This window comes from Psychrosphaera algicola (genome assembly GCF_028401425.1).
Taxonomy (GTDB): domain Bacteria; phylum Pseudomonadota; class Gammaproteobacteria; order Enterobacterales; family Alteromonadaceae; genus Psychrosphaera; species Psychrosphaera algicola.
The window spans coordinates 201,401-218,840 of record NZ_JAQOMS010000002.1 but is presented as its reverse complement, the minus strand read 5'-3'; the positions used below and the strand labels follow the sequence as shown (position 1 = coordinate 218,840).

The window sequence follows — 17,440 nt, the reverse complement described above, 5'->3', positions numbered from 1 at the left end:
AATCTGCGTGATCAAGACGCCCTATATAAGCGCCTTGAATAAGCTCATAGCAGTTATTTTTTGCTATTTAACGCATTAAATTTCGCCATTTGCTCTTCTGTTGCAGGTAATTGATGTTTTTCTTTCCATTCAGAATAAGGCATACCATATACACTTTCACGAGCCGTATCCATGTCAATATCGACGCCTAATTTTTCGGCTTCAGATACCGTCCATTTAGAAAAACAATTGCGACAAAACCCAGCCAAGTTCATAAGTTCGATATTTTGAACATCTTTGCGGCTATCTAAATGGGCTAATAAACGGCGAAAAACCGCGGCCTAGATTTCTATTTCTTTATCCATGATCATTACTCTCTTTAACTATCAAACAATTGGGTTGGTTTTAAATACTTATCTATTTGCGAAATGGCCTTCAGTCTAAAAATAACAGAATATCGAACCCCACCTGCAGGTGAAGATGGCGGGTATTTCTGCGTTATTCTCTAATAACAAAACATCACATTTAAAATGGATGTTTGAAATGTCGATTTACTTCTCGCAATCTGTCGTTTGTGCTGACATCTCATCAGTCGACACTTCAACTCTATCGGCTTTCGATATGTACTTAGGCTTAGGGTTTTTATGCAACTTTGCGTTGCGCTTTTTAGCTTTTGCCTTGAGTGTATCATTGATCTTTTTACGACGGTTCATAGCGTCAGTTCTCTCATCTATCGATTATCAGTCTTTACCACTTAACCATGGATTTACAGCACTAAATGTCTCTAAATAAAGCCCTTCGACCTTTTCTCTTGCCCAAGGTGTTTTGCGTAAAAACTTTAAACTGGATTTAACCGACGGATCTGAAGTAAAACAATTAATTTTAATTAATGTACCTAACTTTGGCCAACCATAATAGTCAACCAACTTGGTCACTATTGTCTCTAATTTAAGCCCATGAAGTGGGTTGTTTGGCTGGTTATCCATATAATAATCGACTCTCTTTAATTAACTGAATATTAACGCTGTTAAGTTAGCTTCCTAAAACGCGCGGCAATATATCACAATTATCGTTTAAATTGGGTAAATACCAACACTCAAAAATAACAGATGGCCAACAACTGAGGTTGTATGGCCATCTACGATGCGCTGATTGTTTATGACAACTAAACGCGAATTGGATACCAGTTAGACACTAACCGGTATTACGCATCCCAGTTGCAATACCAGCCATAGTGTACATCAACAATTGTTCATACGTCGGATGTTCTGGGCTTTGACGTAACCGCTTTAACGATTCGATCTGCATTAAATGAAGTGGCAATAAATACGGTTTACGCACTTCAAAACTCTGTAAGTTCCACGCATCTTTTTGTAAAGCTTGCTTTTGACCCAATAAAGCCAATACCGACGCTTCATCCGATTTTAGTTGTGAACGCAACTCTTCACCTAACACTTGTAACTCTGGCTCAACAAGACTTTGGTCATATAACGACGACACTGTACGGTCTGATTTCAAATAAACCATTTCGGTCAATGAAATACGAGCTTTAAAATATGGCCAATATTTTAGCATCTCACGCATCGTATCTGTATTCTCTGCTAATTGCTGTTCAATCGCTTTACCTAACCCCAACCAACTTGGAACAACTAGACGATTTTGACTCCATGCAAATATCCAAGGGATCGCTCGTAACGACTCAATACCACCGTCTTGGCGACGTTTCGCTGGGCGTGAACCTAGCGGTAAAGCAGATAATTCTTGCTCAGGTGTCGCTTGTCTAAAATATTTTACAAATTCAGGACGGTCTTGAATATAACTACGATATTGCTCACAACTACTCTGCGCCATAGTATCCATTAGGTCACGCCATTCCGTTTTGGGCTCCGGTGGTGGTGTCACTAAGCTTTCTAATATGGCAGATGCATAAAGGTGCAAACTTCTGACCGCCAAGTTAGGTAAACCAAATTTGTATCGAATGGTTTCCCCCTGCTCAGTCACGCGTAAACCGCCATCGAGTGTACCTGGAGGTTGTGACGCAATCGCCGCATGTGCTGGACCGCCCCCACGGCCAATTGTACCGCCTCGCCCGTGGAATAACTTAAGGATGGTGTCATGTTCTTTAAATACTTTAACAAGCGCTTCTTGTGCTTGATACTGCGCCCACGTTGCGGCTAACACGCCCGCATCTTTAGCCGAGTCACTGTAACCAATCATCACATAATGTTGGCCTTGAATGCCTTTAACATATTGTTCTACTTTCAACACGTCATTCATAACTTGCGCAGCATTGTTTAAGTCATCAAGCGTTTCAAATAAAGGCGCTACTGGCATATCCCAAGTTACACCACAGGCCTTCATAAGTAGCTTAACCAGAAGGACATCACTCACTTCGCTGGCCATTGAAATAATGTAGATACCGAGTACTTCTTGAGGTTGGCTTGCCACCATTTTGTATGTATCGATAACTTCTTTAACATCGGCAGAAAACGTTATATTTGGTATTAACGGACGATTATTATTGAGTTCAGCAATTAGAAAAGCTTGCTTCTCTTTTTCACTCCACTGTTCATAATCCCCTAGACCTAATGCGCGTGTCACTTCGGCCATAGCAGCATTATGGCGCTCACTATGCTGGCGAACATCGAGTTTAACCATCGAGATACCAAAACAATGAATACGTCTGATCACATCTAATATTGAAGAATTGGCAATACGGTGTAAACCATGGCTAATTAAACTCTCACGGCATAACATAAGCGGTTCAAGTAATTCTTCGCGGCTTTCAATCACACCACGTGTCTTACCATTTTGCAGCAATACAATGCTCTGTTTTAACTTGTTAACAACCGCTTTTAGTTGAGTGCGGTATGGACCGATGCGCTCGATGTCTAATGCCATTAATTGTTCAGATGCGACCGACATAGACAATTCTAAATAAAGGTGTTCAAAATCTTTGAGATACAATTCACAGGCTTTTAGGCGGGCATTAATAATCGCTTTTTACTTAATTCGGCAGTTACAAATGGATTGCCATCTCGATCCCCAGCCATCCAACTTGCTAATGTAATTGGCGCCGCATCAATCGGTAACGAGGTTTTGGTAATTTGTTGAGACAAACCATCCAATTCACGCACAAATCTAGGAACGGCTTCCCATAAGCTATCAGCGATTACTTCTAAGCCCCAACGAGATTCATCTAACGGCGTAGGACGCTCCTGACGTATTTCATTGGTAAACCATGCTTGCTCAATTAACTCGGCAATACGTGTTTGGTCGTCTTGATTATTTTGTAATTCATCAGCGATTTGATGATATTTGTGGATAAATGTACGCCGGTTTATCTCCGTAGGATGGGCTGTAAGCACAAGCTCTACATGCAACTTGGAAAGTGCTTGGTGAAATTTATCCGGATTAACATTTACCAATTTTTCACCCAAAGCTTCTAACGGGTGCGGTAAATCGAGTTGATCTAACCCTTCGTCACTTACCGTATATTGTTGCTCTGCAACATTGGCCAAATTCAAGAACTGGCTAAAGGCCCGAGCATAAATGATCATATCCTCTTCAGAGCATTCTGCAAACAACGCTTGTAACTCTTTTATCACACTCGGATCGTCATTTAGGGCGTCACGTGATTTTAAGCGAATATGCTCAATTTTATCAATCCATTGCTCGCCATGTTCAACAGCAATACTGTTCCCTAGTAAGGTCCCTAATATACGAACGTTTTGTTGTACCGGTTCTAACATGAATGCTCCAATAATGTTGATTACGCTTATTAATTTATATCTTAAAAAACATATTTATTAAATTTAAAACTTGAGCTTGATGTTATTTCAGAATTTATATAATTTAAAATATATATAAACAATACTAACCATAGACTTTTGTATATGATTAATTTCACAAAATCACCAACTTTACGACAGATGCAGATATTTTCTGCGCTCGTAGAAACCAATAGTGTTTCTTTAGTCGCAGAAAAGTTGCATATATCGCAACCCTCAGTATCTATTCAACTCAAAAATCTATGTGAACAATTAAATACAGAACTGTATGTGGTGAATAATAGAAAAGTTCATATTACCGAAGCCGGTTATGCGGTTTATCAAGCGACCTTAGGAATCGCCAATACCTTTGAAGACTTACACATTAGATTAGATGCGTTTAACGGATTAAATGCAGGTAAGCTACGTATTGCTGTAGTATCCACCGCCCAGTATTTCATGCCTAAGCTGCTTAGCGCGTTTTGCCGAAAGTATCCCAATATTGACGTTCAATTGACCATAAACAACCGCCAAACCGTATTAAAACGTTATATGGAAAATTTGGATGATTTTTATGTATTAAGTCATTGGCCTGAAAACTTGGAAGCTGAAAAAATACCTTTTGTGGATAACGAACTTGTTGTCATGGCAAGTGATACCCATGAATTGACTCGTCAGCCCCACATCAGTTTAAATCGTCTGCAACATTACCCTTTTATTATGCGGGAGCAAGGCTCAGGCACACGCATGAGTATTGATATGTTTTGTCAGCAGCACAATTTAAAACTCAAAGAACGAATGACAATAGAAAGTAATGGAGCGATAAAGCTCTTTGTAGCCGAAGGGTTAGGTCTTGCTATCTTAAGTCGTTCAACGTTAGATCACAGTAATGTCCCTGGATTAACCACCTTAGATGTAGACCAATTTCCAATTACCAACCAATGGTTTTTAGTCCGTAAAACAGGGCGTAATTTATCCTTATTAGCCGAAACTTTTGAAGCCTTTGCCAAATTAAATGTTAATCGACTCTTATCTTCCTCGCAATAATCCACTTAATATATGTCGCCTGAAAAGGTTTATAGCAAAAATTTAACAATTTTTTATTGGCGACAAAATAAACAGCTGTTATTTTTATAAAAGGTTGGTCAATAAATAATATTTAGTCGTAATTGTTTTTAGATCAAAAAAAGACACTACTGGGGAAGTAAGGACAGTTATTTAAAATAGACTAAAGGGAAATATTATGAAAAAATTGTGATTATAATAATGGCTATATTGTTGTCATGGTCGTCAAATACATGGGCAAAAGGTAAATTTGGGATTGATGCGTACTCATTAACTAAAGCGGTTTGTTATCAAGGTTCCACTTATAAAAGCACCTTTCAACGAGTCGGAAATAAACGCTGGCAAGAAATTAATGAGCGAGGCTCGCGGATCAACTGGCAAGAACAAAATCGAGATGAATGGTCAGTTTATCTCAACGACCCATCCAGAAAAATGAATTTGCAACTAGACTTACACACCACAAAAGTCAGTTGGGGCTATTACAACCAAGGCACAAATAACGAATTGTGCCGAATAAAATCAACAAACAATCAAGATCGCAGACCTGCACAAACACAATCGCAAGAACAGTTATGTGAATCCATGATCCAAGGGAAAGTTGCTTGGGCACGCGGTGGAAGCCGTTCTTGGAGTCCAACAAACGTTAAAAACTTGTGTAAAAACAGCCCTAATGCCGCTAATACCGTTCAGTGTTTTAAATCTGAAATTAACAAACATAATAATTGGCAACAAGGCATTCAAAATTGCTCAGGCAATAAACGTGCAATTGAAGCTGGTCCAATTTGGAATCAAAACGATGCTAATAATAAATGTAAACAATTAGCGAGTAGAAATGGTGGTACATGGACAGGAAAATGGTGGACAACAATCCAAGGTAAAATGTCCGTATGTGAAATTAAGTTTTAAGCTACATACTTACCACGACGGGAATGAGCTTAGTTATTGCCCACTAAGCTCATTTCGGTCATTAATCTTCGCCAGACATCGCCTGATATACTCCATTTGTCCATCCAAAACCTTCTTGAACATCGTATTCACCACCGCCTGCTTTTTGGGTTTGTTGGCAAACATTATATTTTTCCATTAACTTGCCTGTTGATTTAAAGTAAACATCAATGGTCTTTGTCCATCTATGTTTAATAGTATTAGCAAGTTCATCATGTTGATAATTATGTAATCCGACTACAGCAAACCAATGCAAAGGCGCCCAACCATTTGGCGCATCCCATTGCTGAGTGTTCTCAATACAGGTTGTCACTAGTCCATCAGGCTTTAGAAATTGTATTTTAATAGCATCAGATATCCACTTTGCTTGATGTTCATCAGCTAACTCTACAAATAGTGGTAAGATCCCTGCCATCGATAATACTGGGCTATTGGTTTTTTATCGAGATCGTAGTCCATAAAATAGTTGGTTTTTGTTGACCAAAAATAACGATTTATCGCAATTTTTCTCTTTAATGCTAAATCTTTATACTTTGAACTTAAAAACTCATCAGACAAAATTTCAAAATAATGTCCTAATAAACTTTCAACTTTAAACAGAAGACAATTTAAATCAACTGGCAGAATTCGAGTGGTTCTAATTGTCGCCAATGATTGCGGATCGGCTAACCATCGAGAACTAAAGTCCCAACCGGATTCGCAGGCGGCCCGAATATTACGGAAAAACTCACTTTCATTATCAGGCTTAAAATCATTGAGCAGTTCAATATCTTCTCTATAAGATTCAGGTCTTGGTGTATCACTGTCGTCCCAGTAGCGATTTAAAAACTACCATCAGGTAATTTCACCACACGTCGATGTTCTGACTTCTCGTCGGTTAAATCGTCACTGCCCTGCATCCAAAACTCATATTCTTTGGTAATAGCATCTATATATTTTTTAATAAATGAAATTGGTTCTGATTGAAATGGCAAAAGTAATTCAACTAATAATCCCAATATTGGTGGTTGTGACCGGGATAAATAGTAACTTCTGTTACCGTTCGGAATACAATCAAAGCGTCGCTGTAAGTCGACAAAATTATCTAACATACTCATCACGAGTTTGGTTTTATGGGATTTAATTAAGCCCAACGCAGAAAAGTAACTGTCCCAATAATAGATTTCTCGGAAGCGACCACTAAGGCACAACATAAGGATTAGCCAGAGGCAATAATGAGGTATTAGTTAGTTTGTCTGCTGGTTTTTCCAACGCCAACCATAATTTTTCAATTTGCTGATTAATATCGGTAGATGGACTATCTATCGTTATTTCAAGGGTGTCCGGAATAATAAAGTTGGCTAAGACAAAATCTTTAAGCACAAAACCAGTATTGCTTTTTCTTTCCTGTAGATAATTAGTCAAAATCTTATGGATTGGCTGCTTTGGTACAGAATCGGTAAACGTTTTACTATCAGGAAATACCCCTGAGTTTGTACATCCTTAAATAATTCACTTTCAAAAAACGCAAAACTTTCATGACAATTAAATGCGTTTAGGTTGGTCTGGTGCATACAATAACCCTTCTACTACAAACTTGATGTTGGTTTGGCCTGTGATGCCTTATTGAAAAAATATAAGCTGATGACAATGAGTGTCATTGGGATTAACGACAGATAAAATGCTTGTTGGCCTCCGAGCGCTTGAAATGAATAACCAGTAATAACCGAACCTGTGGTGCCTCCTAACGCTGAAAATACCACAATTAAGCCCGTCATCGACGCTTGTTTAGACTGCTTTACACTGCTTAACATTACCGAATTAATAACAGGATAAATTGGCGCCATCATCAAACCGATTAATGGCAGTAAGTAGGCAACAACTGGTGCATCAAATACGTTATTAACGCTCCCTATTTCAGTTGCTTGGGTAAGTGGTAATAGTACAACTATGATCAACCCCATGGATAAAATGCATATATTTAGAAATGGATACCAGTGTATAAAGCGAAGAACTTGACCGGCAAGTAAACGACCAATTGCCAGCGCGGCAGCAAAAATACTCGTGATTTGGACGCTCACATTATTTGGTAGACCAAGTACTTCGTTGTTAAACGTCGGAAGCCAAGTACCAATCCCCTGTTCAATTAATACATATAGAAATATAGATAACACAAATACCAGAACAAGCGGTTGATAACTCATTTTGATCATATTGATAAATTCAACCAATACGCTCTCATTTTTTGATGTTAACTCTGTTTGACTTATCGTCGAAAAACCAACTAAAACTAAAGTTAATGCGATCATTCCTGCAAGAGGGTAATACACATTTAGCCAATCAGTCGATACAACTGAGTTAGGGTCAACATAGACACTAAACAACCAATAACCAGAAAGGCTACCAAGCATAAAAATACCTTCAATTGTATTTAATAAAGATGAATGAGATTTTACCGAGGTAGACAATTGCCCAATAATGGAATAAACAGAAACTTTAACTAATGCGAATGAAACACCAATACAGGCAAACAACAGCTTAATGACCCAAAAGCTGCCAACTAACGGTGTGACAACACACGCTACAGTGACTAAAGCCAAGCCAATTAGTAGCGTTACCTTGTAGCCAATCCTTGGTATAATCGACGCGACAAAAAAGACACAAACGCGATTGAAAGATCTTTAAAACCTTCTAATGTGCTCGCCTCTGGTTTAGTTATTCCAAAACTCGAAATAGATTGCAGAATGACGGTACCGACACTGTTTAATAAAATAGCAAAAACAAAATAGCTTGCGGCAATTGCGCAAATAGTAATTAGTCGTGACATTGGACACTCTTAAGTAAAGATTTTCATTTAGTCTAGTATTGTTTATCTATAATTGCAAACGTTTGCATTTGGGTTTATTTACAAGGTGTTGTTATGGTATTTATCCGATTATATAAATACCATAACAACATCTAGATTGTATTTTAGGCGTGTTTACTGGATTTTCGGGCGATAAGTTCGATATCAACAATGGCCGATTTAGCGGGCTTACCTTGAAACTGATAAAGGAGTTGCTCAACCATTACTTCTGCAGCTGACTTGGTGTCCTGTTTGACCGTAGTTAATGCTGGGTGCAGTAATTCGGCCATCGCGATATCATCAAAACCAATAATACTGACATCACCCGGAATACTGACATAACGTTCTTTTAACGCTTTCATAGCACCTAATGCCACCATATCGCTGGTCGCGACAATGCCGTCAAAATATAATCCTTTAGTTAAGATTTCCGTCGATATTTTTTCGTAAGCAGCTTTACTTGTGATGTCACACGATAAGGTCAAGTTATTGTCAATTACCCTACCCGCCTGTGCTAATGCTCGACAATGACCTTTATGCCGTTCACTCATTTCAGCATGTTCGGGATCCCCTAAGAATACGATGTTTTGGCAACCGCCGTCGATTAAGTGCTCTGTCGCAATAAAGCCACCGAGTTCATTATTGCTGCCGACAACAGCGTAATTAGCTGCTACTTTAGGATCGCCCCACACCACTAATGGGGAACCAGCAGCTGCAACATCTTCTATTTTACTGGTGCTTTTTCCCTGACCAATAACAATAATACCGTCAGCACGACTACTGTTGATAAAATAATTACTCCAATCGTCAGTTGCCATAAGAGAATTTGACAACAACAACTCGTAGCCTTTTTGATTAAGCGCTTGGTTAAGATCCCCTACGACTTTGAGCAAAAAAGGGTCATTAATACTCTGATCAGTATCATCTATTAAATTGAGAATAACCGCGACAACATTCGTTTTTTGGGTACGTAGACGACTTGCGGCGCGATTTAAACTAAAATTATTTTCTTTAGCCAACGCCTGCAACATTTCTCGAGTTTCTTTTTTATCAAGGGGTTATCATTTAGCGCTCGGGAAACCGTTGACGTTGAAACACCAGCTAATTTGGCCAATCCAGCTAAGGTGAGTTTATTATCATTGCTCAAAGCAAATATCGCCTTTAATTATTTTTAGTCATCGTAATAACAGAATTATTGCATACATAGTCAGTAATACAATCAAAAACAAACCATGAGTTCTTTCATGTTAAGCAATCTCTAATAACCATTTTTATTGCTAAAAACGTTTCAACAATTCGGTCCGTAAGCTAATTACAACAAATTCCATAGCTTCATTTAAAATGCCACTTTTGCATTAGTAGCAATTCCCCAAACGAACAATTTTCACTAACCACTTTAGTTAAACGCAACTTAACGTCGTAAAACAACCACAATTGCAATCGATTGCAATTAGTTACACAAAGTAATTGCAAACGATTGCATTTTTGTTTAGTTTAAATGCGGGGAAGGAACTACAATCAAAATAATCAGTAGTTGCATGGGTGTAAACCATCGCAACTTAGAGGGTATAAAAATGACTAAAAAATTCAAATTATCGTCAGTCGCCTTAGCTTTGGCCTTTACTTGTAGTACAAGTAACGCCTTTGCTGAACAAAAAATAATAATGATGACAACGTTGAAAAAATTGTTGTTACCGGCACATTTAGCGGTAAAAGTGTTGCAAAAAAGAAGTGAGTTTTGCGATCAGTTCGTTTTCAGAAGACGACATTAGAAAGTTAGCGCCAAAAAGTACAGCTGACTTGTTCAAAGCCGTACTCAGGTGTTTGGGCGGAAAGCTCAGGTGGTGTTTCTGGCGCCAATGTCTTCGTTCGTGGCTTCCCCGGTGGTGGCGATGCACCTTTCTTAACTGTACAGTTGCAAGGTGCACCGATTTTTCCACCACCAACCCTTTCCTTTTTAGAAAATTCTACCTTATTTAGGCTAGACGAAACGGTCGTTTTTATGGACGCTCTTCGCGGTGGCCCTAATGCCGTTGTTTCTAATGGACAACCCGGTTTAACAACCAACTTCATCCTTAAAGAAGGTTCGGAAGATACCGAAGGTCTCTTTAAGTACTCTACATCAGATTACGGCTTACAACGTATCGACGGTATGATCAGTGGCGCAATAGCCGAAGATTTGTACTTTATGGCCGGCGGTTACATTAAAAGCTCACCAAGGCATACGTGACGCAGGTTTTAATGCGGAACAAGGGTCTCAATTTACCCTTAACATCACCAAACAATTAGACAACGGTAAGATCAATTTATACAGCCGTATAACTGACGATCATGGCGCTCTAGTATTTGCCATCGCCACTTAATGTCGATTCGGTCGATAATAAATACACACAAATTGGCAGTAAAAATCGCTTAGCCACAATCAAATATGGCCCTGATAATACCGAAGAAACTGTTGATTTTGGTCAAGGCCGCGGTTGGAATGGTTCGGTAACAGGTGGCAGCATAGACTTAACATTGGGAAATGATTGGGCGCTAGTCGACCGATTCATATACACCACAGGTGACGCCAATACTTATGGTTTAGTGCCAAATGAAGATGCTACTGCATTGTCTAATGTTGCCGATAATGGCAGTTCTGCAATTGGTGCCGTGTCAGGCAAAGTGTATGCAGGCGACACTATGGTTCAACAAATTGGGCGCTGGGTAGTCAAAAAGCAAATAGAGGCATTCACCAATGACTTCACGCTAACTAAAACGTTGGATAATGGCACCTTTACCGCAGGTTATTATCACTCGACATTTGCCGCAAACGACTGGTGGTCAATTGGTAATCAAGCCTACCATGTCATTGAGTCAGGTGGCGAGATGTTAACCGGTATTGACTGTAACGATAACTTAGATGGCTGTGGCTGGAACTATGATATTAACAGTGTGGGTGATGGAGCAACAAGTGCCTTATATATCGCAGCATCATTTGATGTGACAGACGGTCTCACCATTGATGGTGGACTTAGAAACGAAAACCATAAGATTGAATATACGGTTGATGAAGGGTTGGACGGTGCAATAAATAAGGCCGTATCTTATGACAAAACAGAGCTGGCCTATACTGTTGGTGCAAATTGGATGTTGGACAAAAACCAAGGTATTTTCGCTCGTTATAGTGACGGAAGTAAAATGCCGTTTTTTGATGATTTCAGAGACAACTTTGGTTCATACCAAGATGGTGAAGACTTAATCAAACAGGTAACTCAATTTGAGTTTGGTTATAAAATGGTACGAAATGATTACGAACTGTATGCCACAACCTTTTTAATGAAGTAAAAGGCGATACGTTTGTTTCACAATCAAGGTGCGCCAGCTGAAGTATTGACTAATGAAGCTTATGGTATTGAAATTGATTTCAATTATTACACCGAAAGTGGTCTATCGCTAAGTCTGAACTCTACAGTTCAACAAACCGAAATTACTGAAAGCCCTGATAACAAGGGTAATGAGGCACAAAGACAACTAGGGTTGGCAAATTCGTTTGACCCCAAGTTATGACATTGATTTTGACAATGGCAGTTGGGCCACTATTTACGGTAATATTTCAGCCGTTGGTGACCGCTTTGCCAATAATGAAAATACCGTAACCTTGGCTGGTTATCAAAAAATCGATTTAGGTATGATCTTAAACTTAACTGATGCGGTTCAAGTGCAATTGTCAGTCAGTAATTTGACCGATGAAAACGCACTAACAGAAGGTGATCCACGCGATTCGTTATCGTCAAATGGTCGCTATATCATGCCTAGGACAGTCGATTTAAGCGTTAGCTATTTATTCTAAGGGCTAAACTAAGGTTATGCTAAATTGTAAATAATTAACGGCTAATATTGGTCTTGTTAAATTTAAAAGCGAATTCATATTGATTGGATTCGCTTTTTATTGCACTATCCTTAGAACTTAGAACTTAGAACTTAGAACTTAGAGCGAAGACAATCCTTTTTTGTTGCAAACTCAAAGGCAATTAAATTCAATTGCAAATCAAATTGCAATCATATAGGGTTGCATAATATTTAACTATTGAGAAACATCGAAATGATCGCTGTGTTAACTGGAGACATTGTTAATTCAACAAAAATGTCTAAAGAGACGTATTCAGAAGTCATAAAGCAACTAACGTCATTACTGCAAGACGTAAACGTCCAGTTTAACGCCGTCGGTGAAATATACCGTGGTGATGAATTTCAAATTCAATACCCTAACCCATTAGATGCACTAAAAAGCACATTATTAATTAAACTCGCACTGCATTTAGCCACGTTTTCAGAAAAGCCAATCCAGTGTACACTTTCGCTCGCCTATGGTGAATACGACATTTATGCTGATAAACCAAACACGTCTTCAGGTTCGGTATTTGTTGCGTCTGGAAGGGGGCTTCAAAAAACATCAAGGGGTGAACTATCACTTCTGCTTGAGCAAGATTTAGACGAAAGTGAGCTTAACTTACTCACACAGTTTTTAAATCATCTTTTAAATCGACTCACCAAAACTCAAGCCACCTTGCTTTATCAATATATTGAAAACGATTTTACCGATCATAAAACCATGGCAGAGTTAACCGCTACCACTCGCCAAAACATCAGTAATAGGCTCAGTAATATTGGTGCGTATTTAATAAAAGAATATATTGAGAATGTTAATCGTAAGATTGAATATCTGAAGGAAAAGTCACAATGACAGCCTTGTTGTTACTTCTAACCGCCCACTTTATTAGCGATTTTTATCTACAATCGCCGCAGTGGCTAACGCAATCAACCTCTAAATCCGTAAAAATCAAAACGCTCTGCAGACGCGCAATTATACACGCCCTACTCTACACGTTAGTATTAATGACAATTATTTATTTAACACCGACAAGCCTAACTCAAGCCATTACTGCGGTTTTTGTTATCACTGCCGGTCATTTGATGGCCGACCTTTGTAAGTCACCAAAAAGCAATAACCTTGTCTACTTTCTACTCGATCAATTACTTCGTATCGTCATTTTAGTCATAGTATGGGTTGTTATTTCCAATATTACTTTTATAGACGTTATTGGATTTTTAAAGCAACTCATTACCCCTAAAACCATGATCCTCGGTATTGCCTATTTGCTCGTATGTAAACCGGCATCGGTTTTAATAGCACTCGCTCTAAAGAAACACACCGATGCGTTAACTCATAATAATATGGCAACAAGAAGCGACACATTAATTAGTCAAACGCCGGATAAAACAGAAGTCGAACTGAAAATCGAAAAAGAAAACAATGTTGGATTGATCTCTGCAGGTTCATGGATAGGCTACATTGAACGATGTTTAGCGATTTCTTTTATTTTTATGGGGCAATTTGCAGGCATTGGTTTTTAGTCGCCACAAAAACAATTTTTAGATTTGGCGATTTAACAAAAAACAAAGATATGAAGCTGACAGAATATATGTTGTTAGGGACATTAATTAGCTATGCAATTGCATTATTTATTGGTTGGAATGCAATGCTAATATACAAAAGTATTTAGTCGCCTTAACTGAGTTTCACTTACTTCAAAAACGGGCTATCTCGACTATAGTGGGTAAGCACAACGCTTATTTAAACTAAACCGAAAAGAGTAAAGAATTTTGTCTTCATCTTCACATTTAAGTTTGCAGCAACTAGGCTGGCGACCATTCTTTCAACAGCAGATCAATTTAGATGAATATGACACCTGTCTATTTTGTCGAGTTGTGGAGCAGCACCGAAGTAAAATAGTTGTTGAGAGCGACCAAGGTCAATTTGATATCCGACCATCGAATAATGCTGACCCTATTTGTGTCGGGGATTGGCTTTTAATCAATAAAACCACAAAAATAATTGAGCGAAGTTTAGAAAGGCAATCTGTGTTTCAACGTAAGTCTCCAGGGTCAAAAGTTGATACGCAACTTATCGCAGCCAATATAGATCACCTCATCATTGTCAGCTCACTTAATCAAGACTTTAACTTAAGCCGAATAGAGCGTTATATAGCGGTTGCCAAAGACGCTATGGTCGACCCTATTGTCGTCCTGACCAAAGCCGACCTATGTGAAAATAATGAAGAAGTAACAAATAAAATACACCAAGTACAAGATCTCGACGCGATGATGGTCACGTTAGCCGTAAATGCGTTAGCGTATTCAGACCTCGAACAACTTACCCCCTATTGCAAACTAGGCCAAACCATCGCGTTTGTAGGTTCCTCAGGCGTCGGTAAATCAACAATTGTAAATACGCTATTGCAAACTGAATCTATGAAAACAGGCAGCATCAGAGAAGATGACGATAAGGGCCGACATACAACAACTCACAGAGCATTAAAATCGCTACCACAAGGTGGATTGTTAATGGACACGCCGGGGATCAGAGAGTTGCAGTTAACTGAATGTGAAACCGGTGTTAATGAAACGTTTAGTGAAATTGTGGCATTGGCTAAACAGTGTCGATTTAGTGATTGCTCTCACCAAACAGAACCCGGATGCGCTGTTCAACGTTCACTTGCAAATGGAGAACTAGATCCGCGACGATTCAATAACTTTCAGAAATTAATAAAAGAACAAGCCTTTAATAGTGCTACATTGGCTGAACGCAAAGAAAAAGATAGGAATTTTGGCAAATTAATAAACGCAGTTCAAAACGAGTCCAGGTTGCGTAAAAAGGCTTCTAATGACATTGTCGTCAAATTTCAAATTCATTTTTAACCATTGACAGCCAAGCTAAATCTATAATTGTAGGCCAATTTTGTATGTTAAATTGACTAAATACCCTCTCCCTTTATCAACAAAATGTAAAAACTGAATATCTAAATTGACGTATTATCAATTACTTTAATTGTCGTTAGTATAATGGTTAGTTTCACAGTGAATATCGGCAAGTAAATTGTTCACTCATTTCTACCATGGACCAAAACATGCAGCAAAACATGCAAACGACGAAAAAGACGCAAGGCACTCAAGACACAGTTCAGACAAACTGTTTTCCTTCATTAAACTCAGGATATAACTCTGTTTTTAAATTAGGAAAATTAAGCATTGGACTTGTGGTACCACTAGAGCGGTATGAGTCTGGTCCAGTGCCGACAATGGAAGACCACTTAACCCGCGTACAACTCGCTGAGCGTTTGGGCTTTAAATCTGTTTGGTTACGAGATGTACCGTTTAATGTGCCTGCATTTGGTGACGCTGGTCATGTTTTTGATCCATTTGTTTATCTTGGTTATCTCGCCGCGCAGACCAAAACCATTGCGCTAGGTGTTGCGAGTATTGTTTTACCACTGCGGCATCCAGCCCATGTTGCTAAATCTGCAGCGAGTGTTGATGTCTTGTCTAATGGTAGAGTCATCTTAGGAGTAGCCTCCGGAGATAGACCTCAGGAATATCCAGCAATGGAACTTGAATATGAAAACCGAGGTGAACGCTTTCGTGATAGTTTTGAATACATTAGAAAAATGCAAAACGATAAACCGACCTTTGATAATAGGTATGGAAAATTTGACCACGATAGCGACATCGATATGCTCCCAAAATCAACCAATGGCCGTTTGCCATTGTTGGTAACAGGCGGCAGTCAACAATCACCTGAATGGATCGCCAAAAATAGCGATGGGTGCATGGTCTATCCTCACGACCCTCTTGTACAAAAGCTATTTGTTGAAGATTGGTATAATCGGCTTAAACGTTACAATCGAGCGCCGCAACCCGTAATGCAACCTTTGTATTTTGACTTAGCTACCTCTAACTCAGCTAAACCTGAGCCAATTCATCTCGGTTTTAGGTCTACGGTTGAGTATTTAGTCGGGTATTTAAAATCGCTCGAACGCGCAGGAATTAGTCATGTTGCACTTAATTTACGATTTAATCAGCTCGACATTGAAACAACACTAAATTTATTGGCTGAAAAGGTTCTTACCGAATTTAGCTAACGCTGACTAAATTAACAAAGCCATTGAACTTCCCTAAATTAATTATTAACTAATCAACCATACAATAAAATGTAATGTGTTCGGAGAAACTAAAATGAAGAAAACAATATTGATAACCGGGTCAACTGACGGCATTGGCTTTGCAACGGCTAAATCATTGCTTAAATTGGGTCATGAGGTTTTATTGCATGGCAGAAGTGAAGCCAAACTAGCGGCGGTTAAAACCTTGTTATCCGATTTTGCATTGCCTGAATTTATTAAAACTTATAAAGCTGATTTATCCATCCTAAGCGAAGTTAAGCAATTGGCAAACCAAATCAAAGAAGAACACCAACACTTAGATGCGTTAATTAACAATGCGGGGGTGTTCAAAATAGCAAATACCGAAACCATTGATGGGTTTGATGTTCGATTTGCCGTTAACACCATTGCCCCTTATTTGTTAACCCAACAACTTTTACCAATAATGGATAATTCTGGCCGAGTTGTGAACGTATCCTCCGCAGCACAGGCTTCAATCAACCCCGCAGAGTTGTTTACCGTGGGTAAGTTATCAGACAATGAAGCTTATGCTAAAAGCAAACTCGCAATTACTATGTGGTCAAGGCAAATGGCTATGTCGTTAGGTTCAGATGGGCCTGTAATTGTCGCCGTTAATCCTAAGTCATTTTTAGGCAGTAAAATGGTAAAAGAAGCTTACGGCGTCGCTGGCGAAGACGTTCAACAAGGTGCTGATATTTTGGTAAAAGCCGCATTATCTAACGATTTTGCAAAAGCTTCTGGGTTATATTTCGATAATGATATAGGACGATTTTCAGCACCGCACCCAGACGCTCTCGATACCAACAAAACGATCAAGTTGACACAAGCCATCGAGCAGGTTTTAGCCCGTTAAT

General features: G+C 38.9%; 11 protein-coding genes and 6 pseudogenes. 8 read left to right on the top strand and 9 right to left on the bottom strand.

The features are described from left to right. Positions 1 to 53 precede the first annotated feature (53 nt). The 4 genes and pseudogenes from PN838_RS01235 to ppc form a co-directional block, all read right to left on the bottom strand. A pseudogene (locus PN838_RS01235) lies at positions 54 to 344 on the bottom strand (DUF1244 domain-containing protein). Between the two features lie 186 nt (positions 345 to 530). Beyond that, positions 531 to 692: a DUF2986 domain-containing protein gene (locus PN838_RS01230; protein WP_215962761.1), complete on the bottom strand. Its 162-nt coding sequence runs from the start codon at positions 690 to 692 to the stop codon at positions 531 to 533. 27 nt (positions 693 to 719) lie between these two features. Beyond that, positions 720 to 965 carry a VF530 family protein gene (locus PN838_RS01225; protein WP_215962760.1) on the bottom strand — a complete coding sequence of 82 codons (246 nt, stop codon included), beginning with the start codon at positions 963 to 965 and terminating at the stop codon, positions 720 to 722. Between the two features lie 208 nt (positions 966 to 1,173). Then, positions 1,174 to 3,731, bottom strand: a pseudogene (gene ppc / locus PN838_RS01220) (phosphoenolpyruvate carboxylase). Between the two features lie 180 nt (positions 3,732 to 3,911). Here ppc and PN838_RS01215 point away from each other — a divergent pair. After that, entirely contained in the window at positions 3,912 to 4,796 is an 885-nt protein-coding gene (locus PN838_RS01215; RefSeq protein WP_272179529.1) for a LysR family transcriptional regulator, read from the top strand. 219 nt (positions 4,797 to 5,015) lie between these two features. Further along, positions 5,016 to 5,720 (top strand): mannan-binding lectin, encoded by a 705-nt coding sequence (locus PN838_RS01210; protein WP_272179528.1) that lies wholly within the window; start codon positions 5,016 to 5,018, stop codon positions 5,718 to 5,720. A 61-nt stretch (positions 5,721 to 5,781) separates the two neighbouring features. Here PN838_RS01210 and PN838_RS01205 read toward each other — a convergent pair. From PN838_RS01205 to PN838_RS01185, 5 genes and pseudogenes are all read right to left on the bottom strand, one after another. Next, positions 5,782 to 6,527, bottom strand: a pseudogene (locus PN838_RS01205) (trehalase family glycosidase). A 53-nt stretch (positions 6,528 to 6,580) separates the two neighbouring features. Then, the gene (locus PN838_RS01200; protein ID WP_272179527.1) at positions 6,581 to 6,952 is read right to left on the bottom strand and encodes a trehalase family glycosidase; all 372 of its coding nucleotides are present in this window, start codon (positions 6,950 to 6,952) and stop codon (positions 6,581 to 6,583) included. After that, positions 6,939 to 7,163, bottom strand: a complete 225-nt coding sequence (locus tag PN838_RS01195; protein ID WP_272179526.1) for a hypothetical protein — start codon at positions 7,161 to 7,163, stop codon at positions 6,939 to 6,941. The genes PN838_RS01200 and PN838_RS01195 overlap by 14 nt, the downstream gene beginning before the upstream one ends. Before the next feature lie 164 nt (positions 7,164 to 7,327). Further along, positions 7,328 to 8,565: pseudogene (locus PN838_RS01190) on the bottom strand (MFS transporter). 143 nt (positions 8,566 to 8,708) lie between these two features. After that, a pseudogene (locus PN838_RS01185) lies at positions 8,709 to 9,730 on the bottom strand (LacI family DNA-binding transcriptional regulator). A gap of 507 nt (positions 9,731 to 10,237) precedes the next feature. On the opposite strand from PN838_RS01185, the pseudogene PN838_RS01180 reads away from it, so the two are divergent. From PN838_RS01180 to PN838_RS01155, 6 genes and pseudogenes are all read left to right on the top strand, one after another. After that, positions 10,238 to 12,415 (top strand): annotated as a pseudogene (locus PN838_RS01180) (TonB-dependent receptor); the annotation flags it as partial. A gap of 252 nt (positions 12,416 to 12,667) precedes the next feature. Continuing rightward, a complete protein-coding gene (locus tag PN838_RS01175) occupies positions 12,668 to 13,309 on the top strand; it encodes a MarR family transcriptional regulator (RefSeq protein ID WP_272179525.1) in 642 nt (213 codons plus the stop codon). After that, the gene (locus PN838_RS01170; RefSeq protein ID WP_272179524.1) at positions 13,306 to 13,980 is read left to right on the top strand and encodes a DUF3307 domain-containing protein; all 675 of its coding nucleotides are present in this window, start codon (positions 13,306 to 13,308) and stop codon (positions 13,978 to 13,980) included. The genes PN838_RS01175 and PN838_RS01170 overlap by 4 nt, the downstream gene beginning before the upstream one ends. Before the next feature lie 249 nt (positions 13,981 to 14,229). Further along, a complete protein-coding gene (gene rsgA / locus PN838_RS01165; RefSeq protein ID WP_272179523.1) occupies positions 14,230 to 15,324 on the top strand; it encodes a ribosome small subunit-dependent GTPase A in 1,095 nt (364 codons plus the stop codon). Between the two features lie 197 nt (positions 15,325 to 15,521). Continuing rightward, positions 15,522 to 16,544 carry an LLM class oxidoreductase gene (locus PN838_RS01160; RefSeq protein WP_272179522.1) on the top strand — a complete coding sequence of 341 codons (1,023 nt, stop codon included), beginning with the start codon at positions 15,522 to 15,524 and terminating at the stop codon, positions 16,542 to 16,544. Between the two features lie 94 nt (positions 16,545 to 16,638). Continuing rightward, complete coding sequence (locus PN838_RS01155) at positions 16,639 to 17,439, top strand: SDR family NAD(P)-dependent oxidoreductase (RefSeq protein WP_272179521.1); 801 nt, start codon at positions 16,639 to 16,641, stop codon at positions 17,437 to 17,439. Position 17,440 lies beyond the last annotated feature (1 nt).

What these genes read in the sequence shown, in the direction of transcription:
- PN838_RS01175 (WP_272179525.1), top strand. Translation starts at nt 12,668, where the DNA reads ATGATCGCTGTGTTAACTGGAGACATTGTTAATTCAACAAAAATGTCT.
- PN838_RS01215 (WP_272179529.1), top strand. Translation starts at nt 3,912, where the DNA reads ATGCAGATATTTTCTGCGCTCGTAGAAACCAATAGTGTTTCTTTAGTC.
- PN838_RS01170 (WP_272179524.1), top strand. Translation starts at nt 13,306, where the DNA reads ATGACAGCCTTGTTGTTACTTCTAACCGCCCACTTTATTAGCGATTTT.
- PN838_RS01160 (WP_272179522.1), top strand. Translation starts at nt 15,522, where the DNA reads ATGGACCAAAACATGCAGCAAAACATGCAAACGACGAAAAAGACGCAA.
- PN838_RS01210 (WP_272179528.1), top strand. Translation starts at nt 5,016, where the DNA reads ATGGCTATATTGTTGTCATGGTCGTCAAATACATGGGCAAAAGGTAAA.
- PN838_RS01225 (WP_215962760.1), bottom strand. Translation starts at nt 965, where the DNA reads ATGGATAACCAGCCAAACAACCCACTTCATGGGCTTAAATTAGAGACA.
- PN838_RS01200 (WP_272179527.1), bottom strand. Translation starts at nt 6,952, where the DNA reads ATGTTGTGCCTTAGTGGTCGCTTCCGAGAAATCTATTATTGGGACAGT.
- PN838_RS01155 (WP_272179521.1), top strand. Translation starts at nt 16,639, where the DNA reads ATGAAGAAAACAATATTGATAACCGGGTCAACTGACGGCATTGGCTTT.
- PN838_RS01230 (WP_215962761.1), bottom strand. Translation starts at nt 692, where the DNA reads ATGAACCGTCGTAAAAAGATCAATGATACACTCAAGGCAAAAGCTAAA.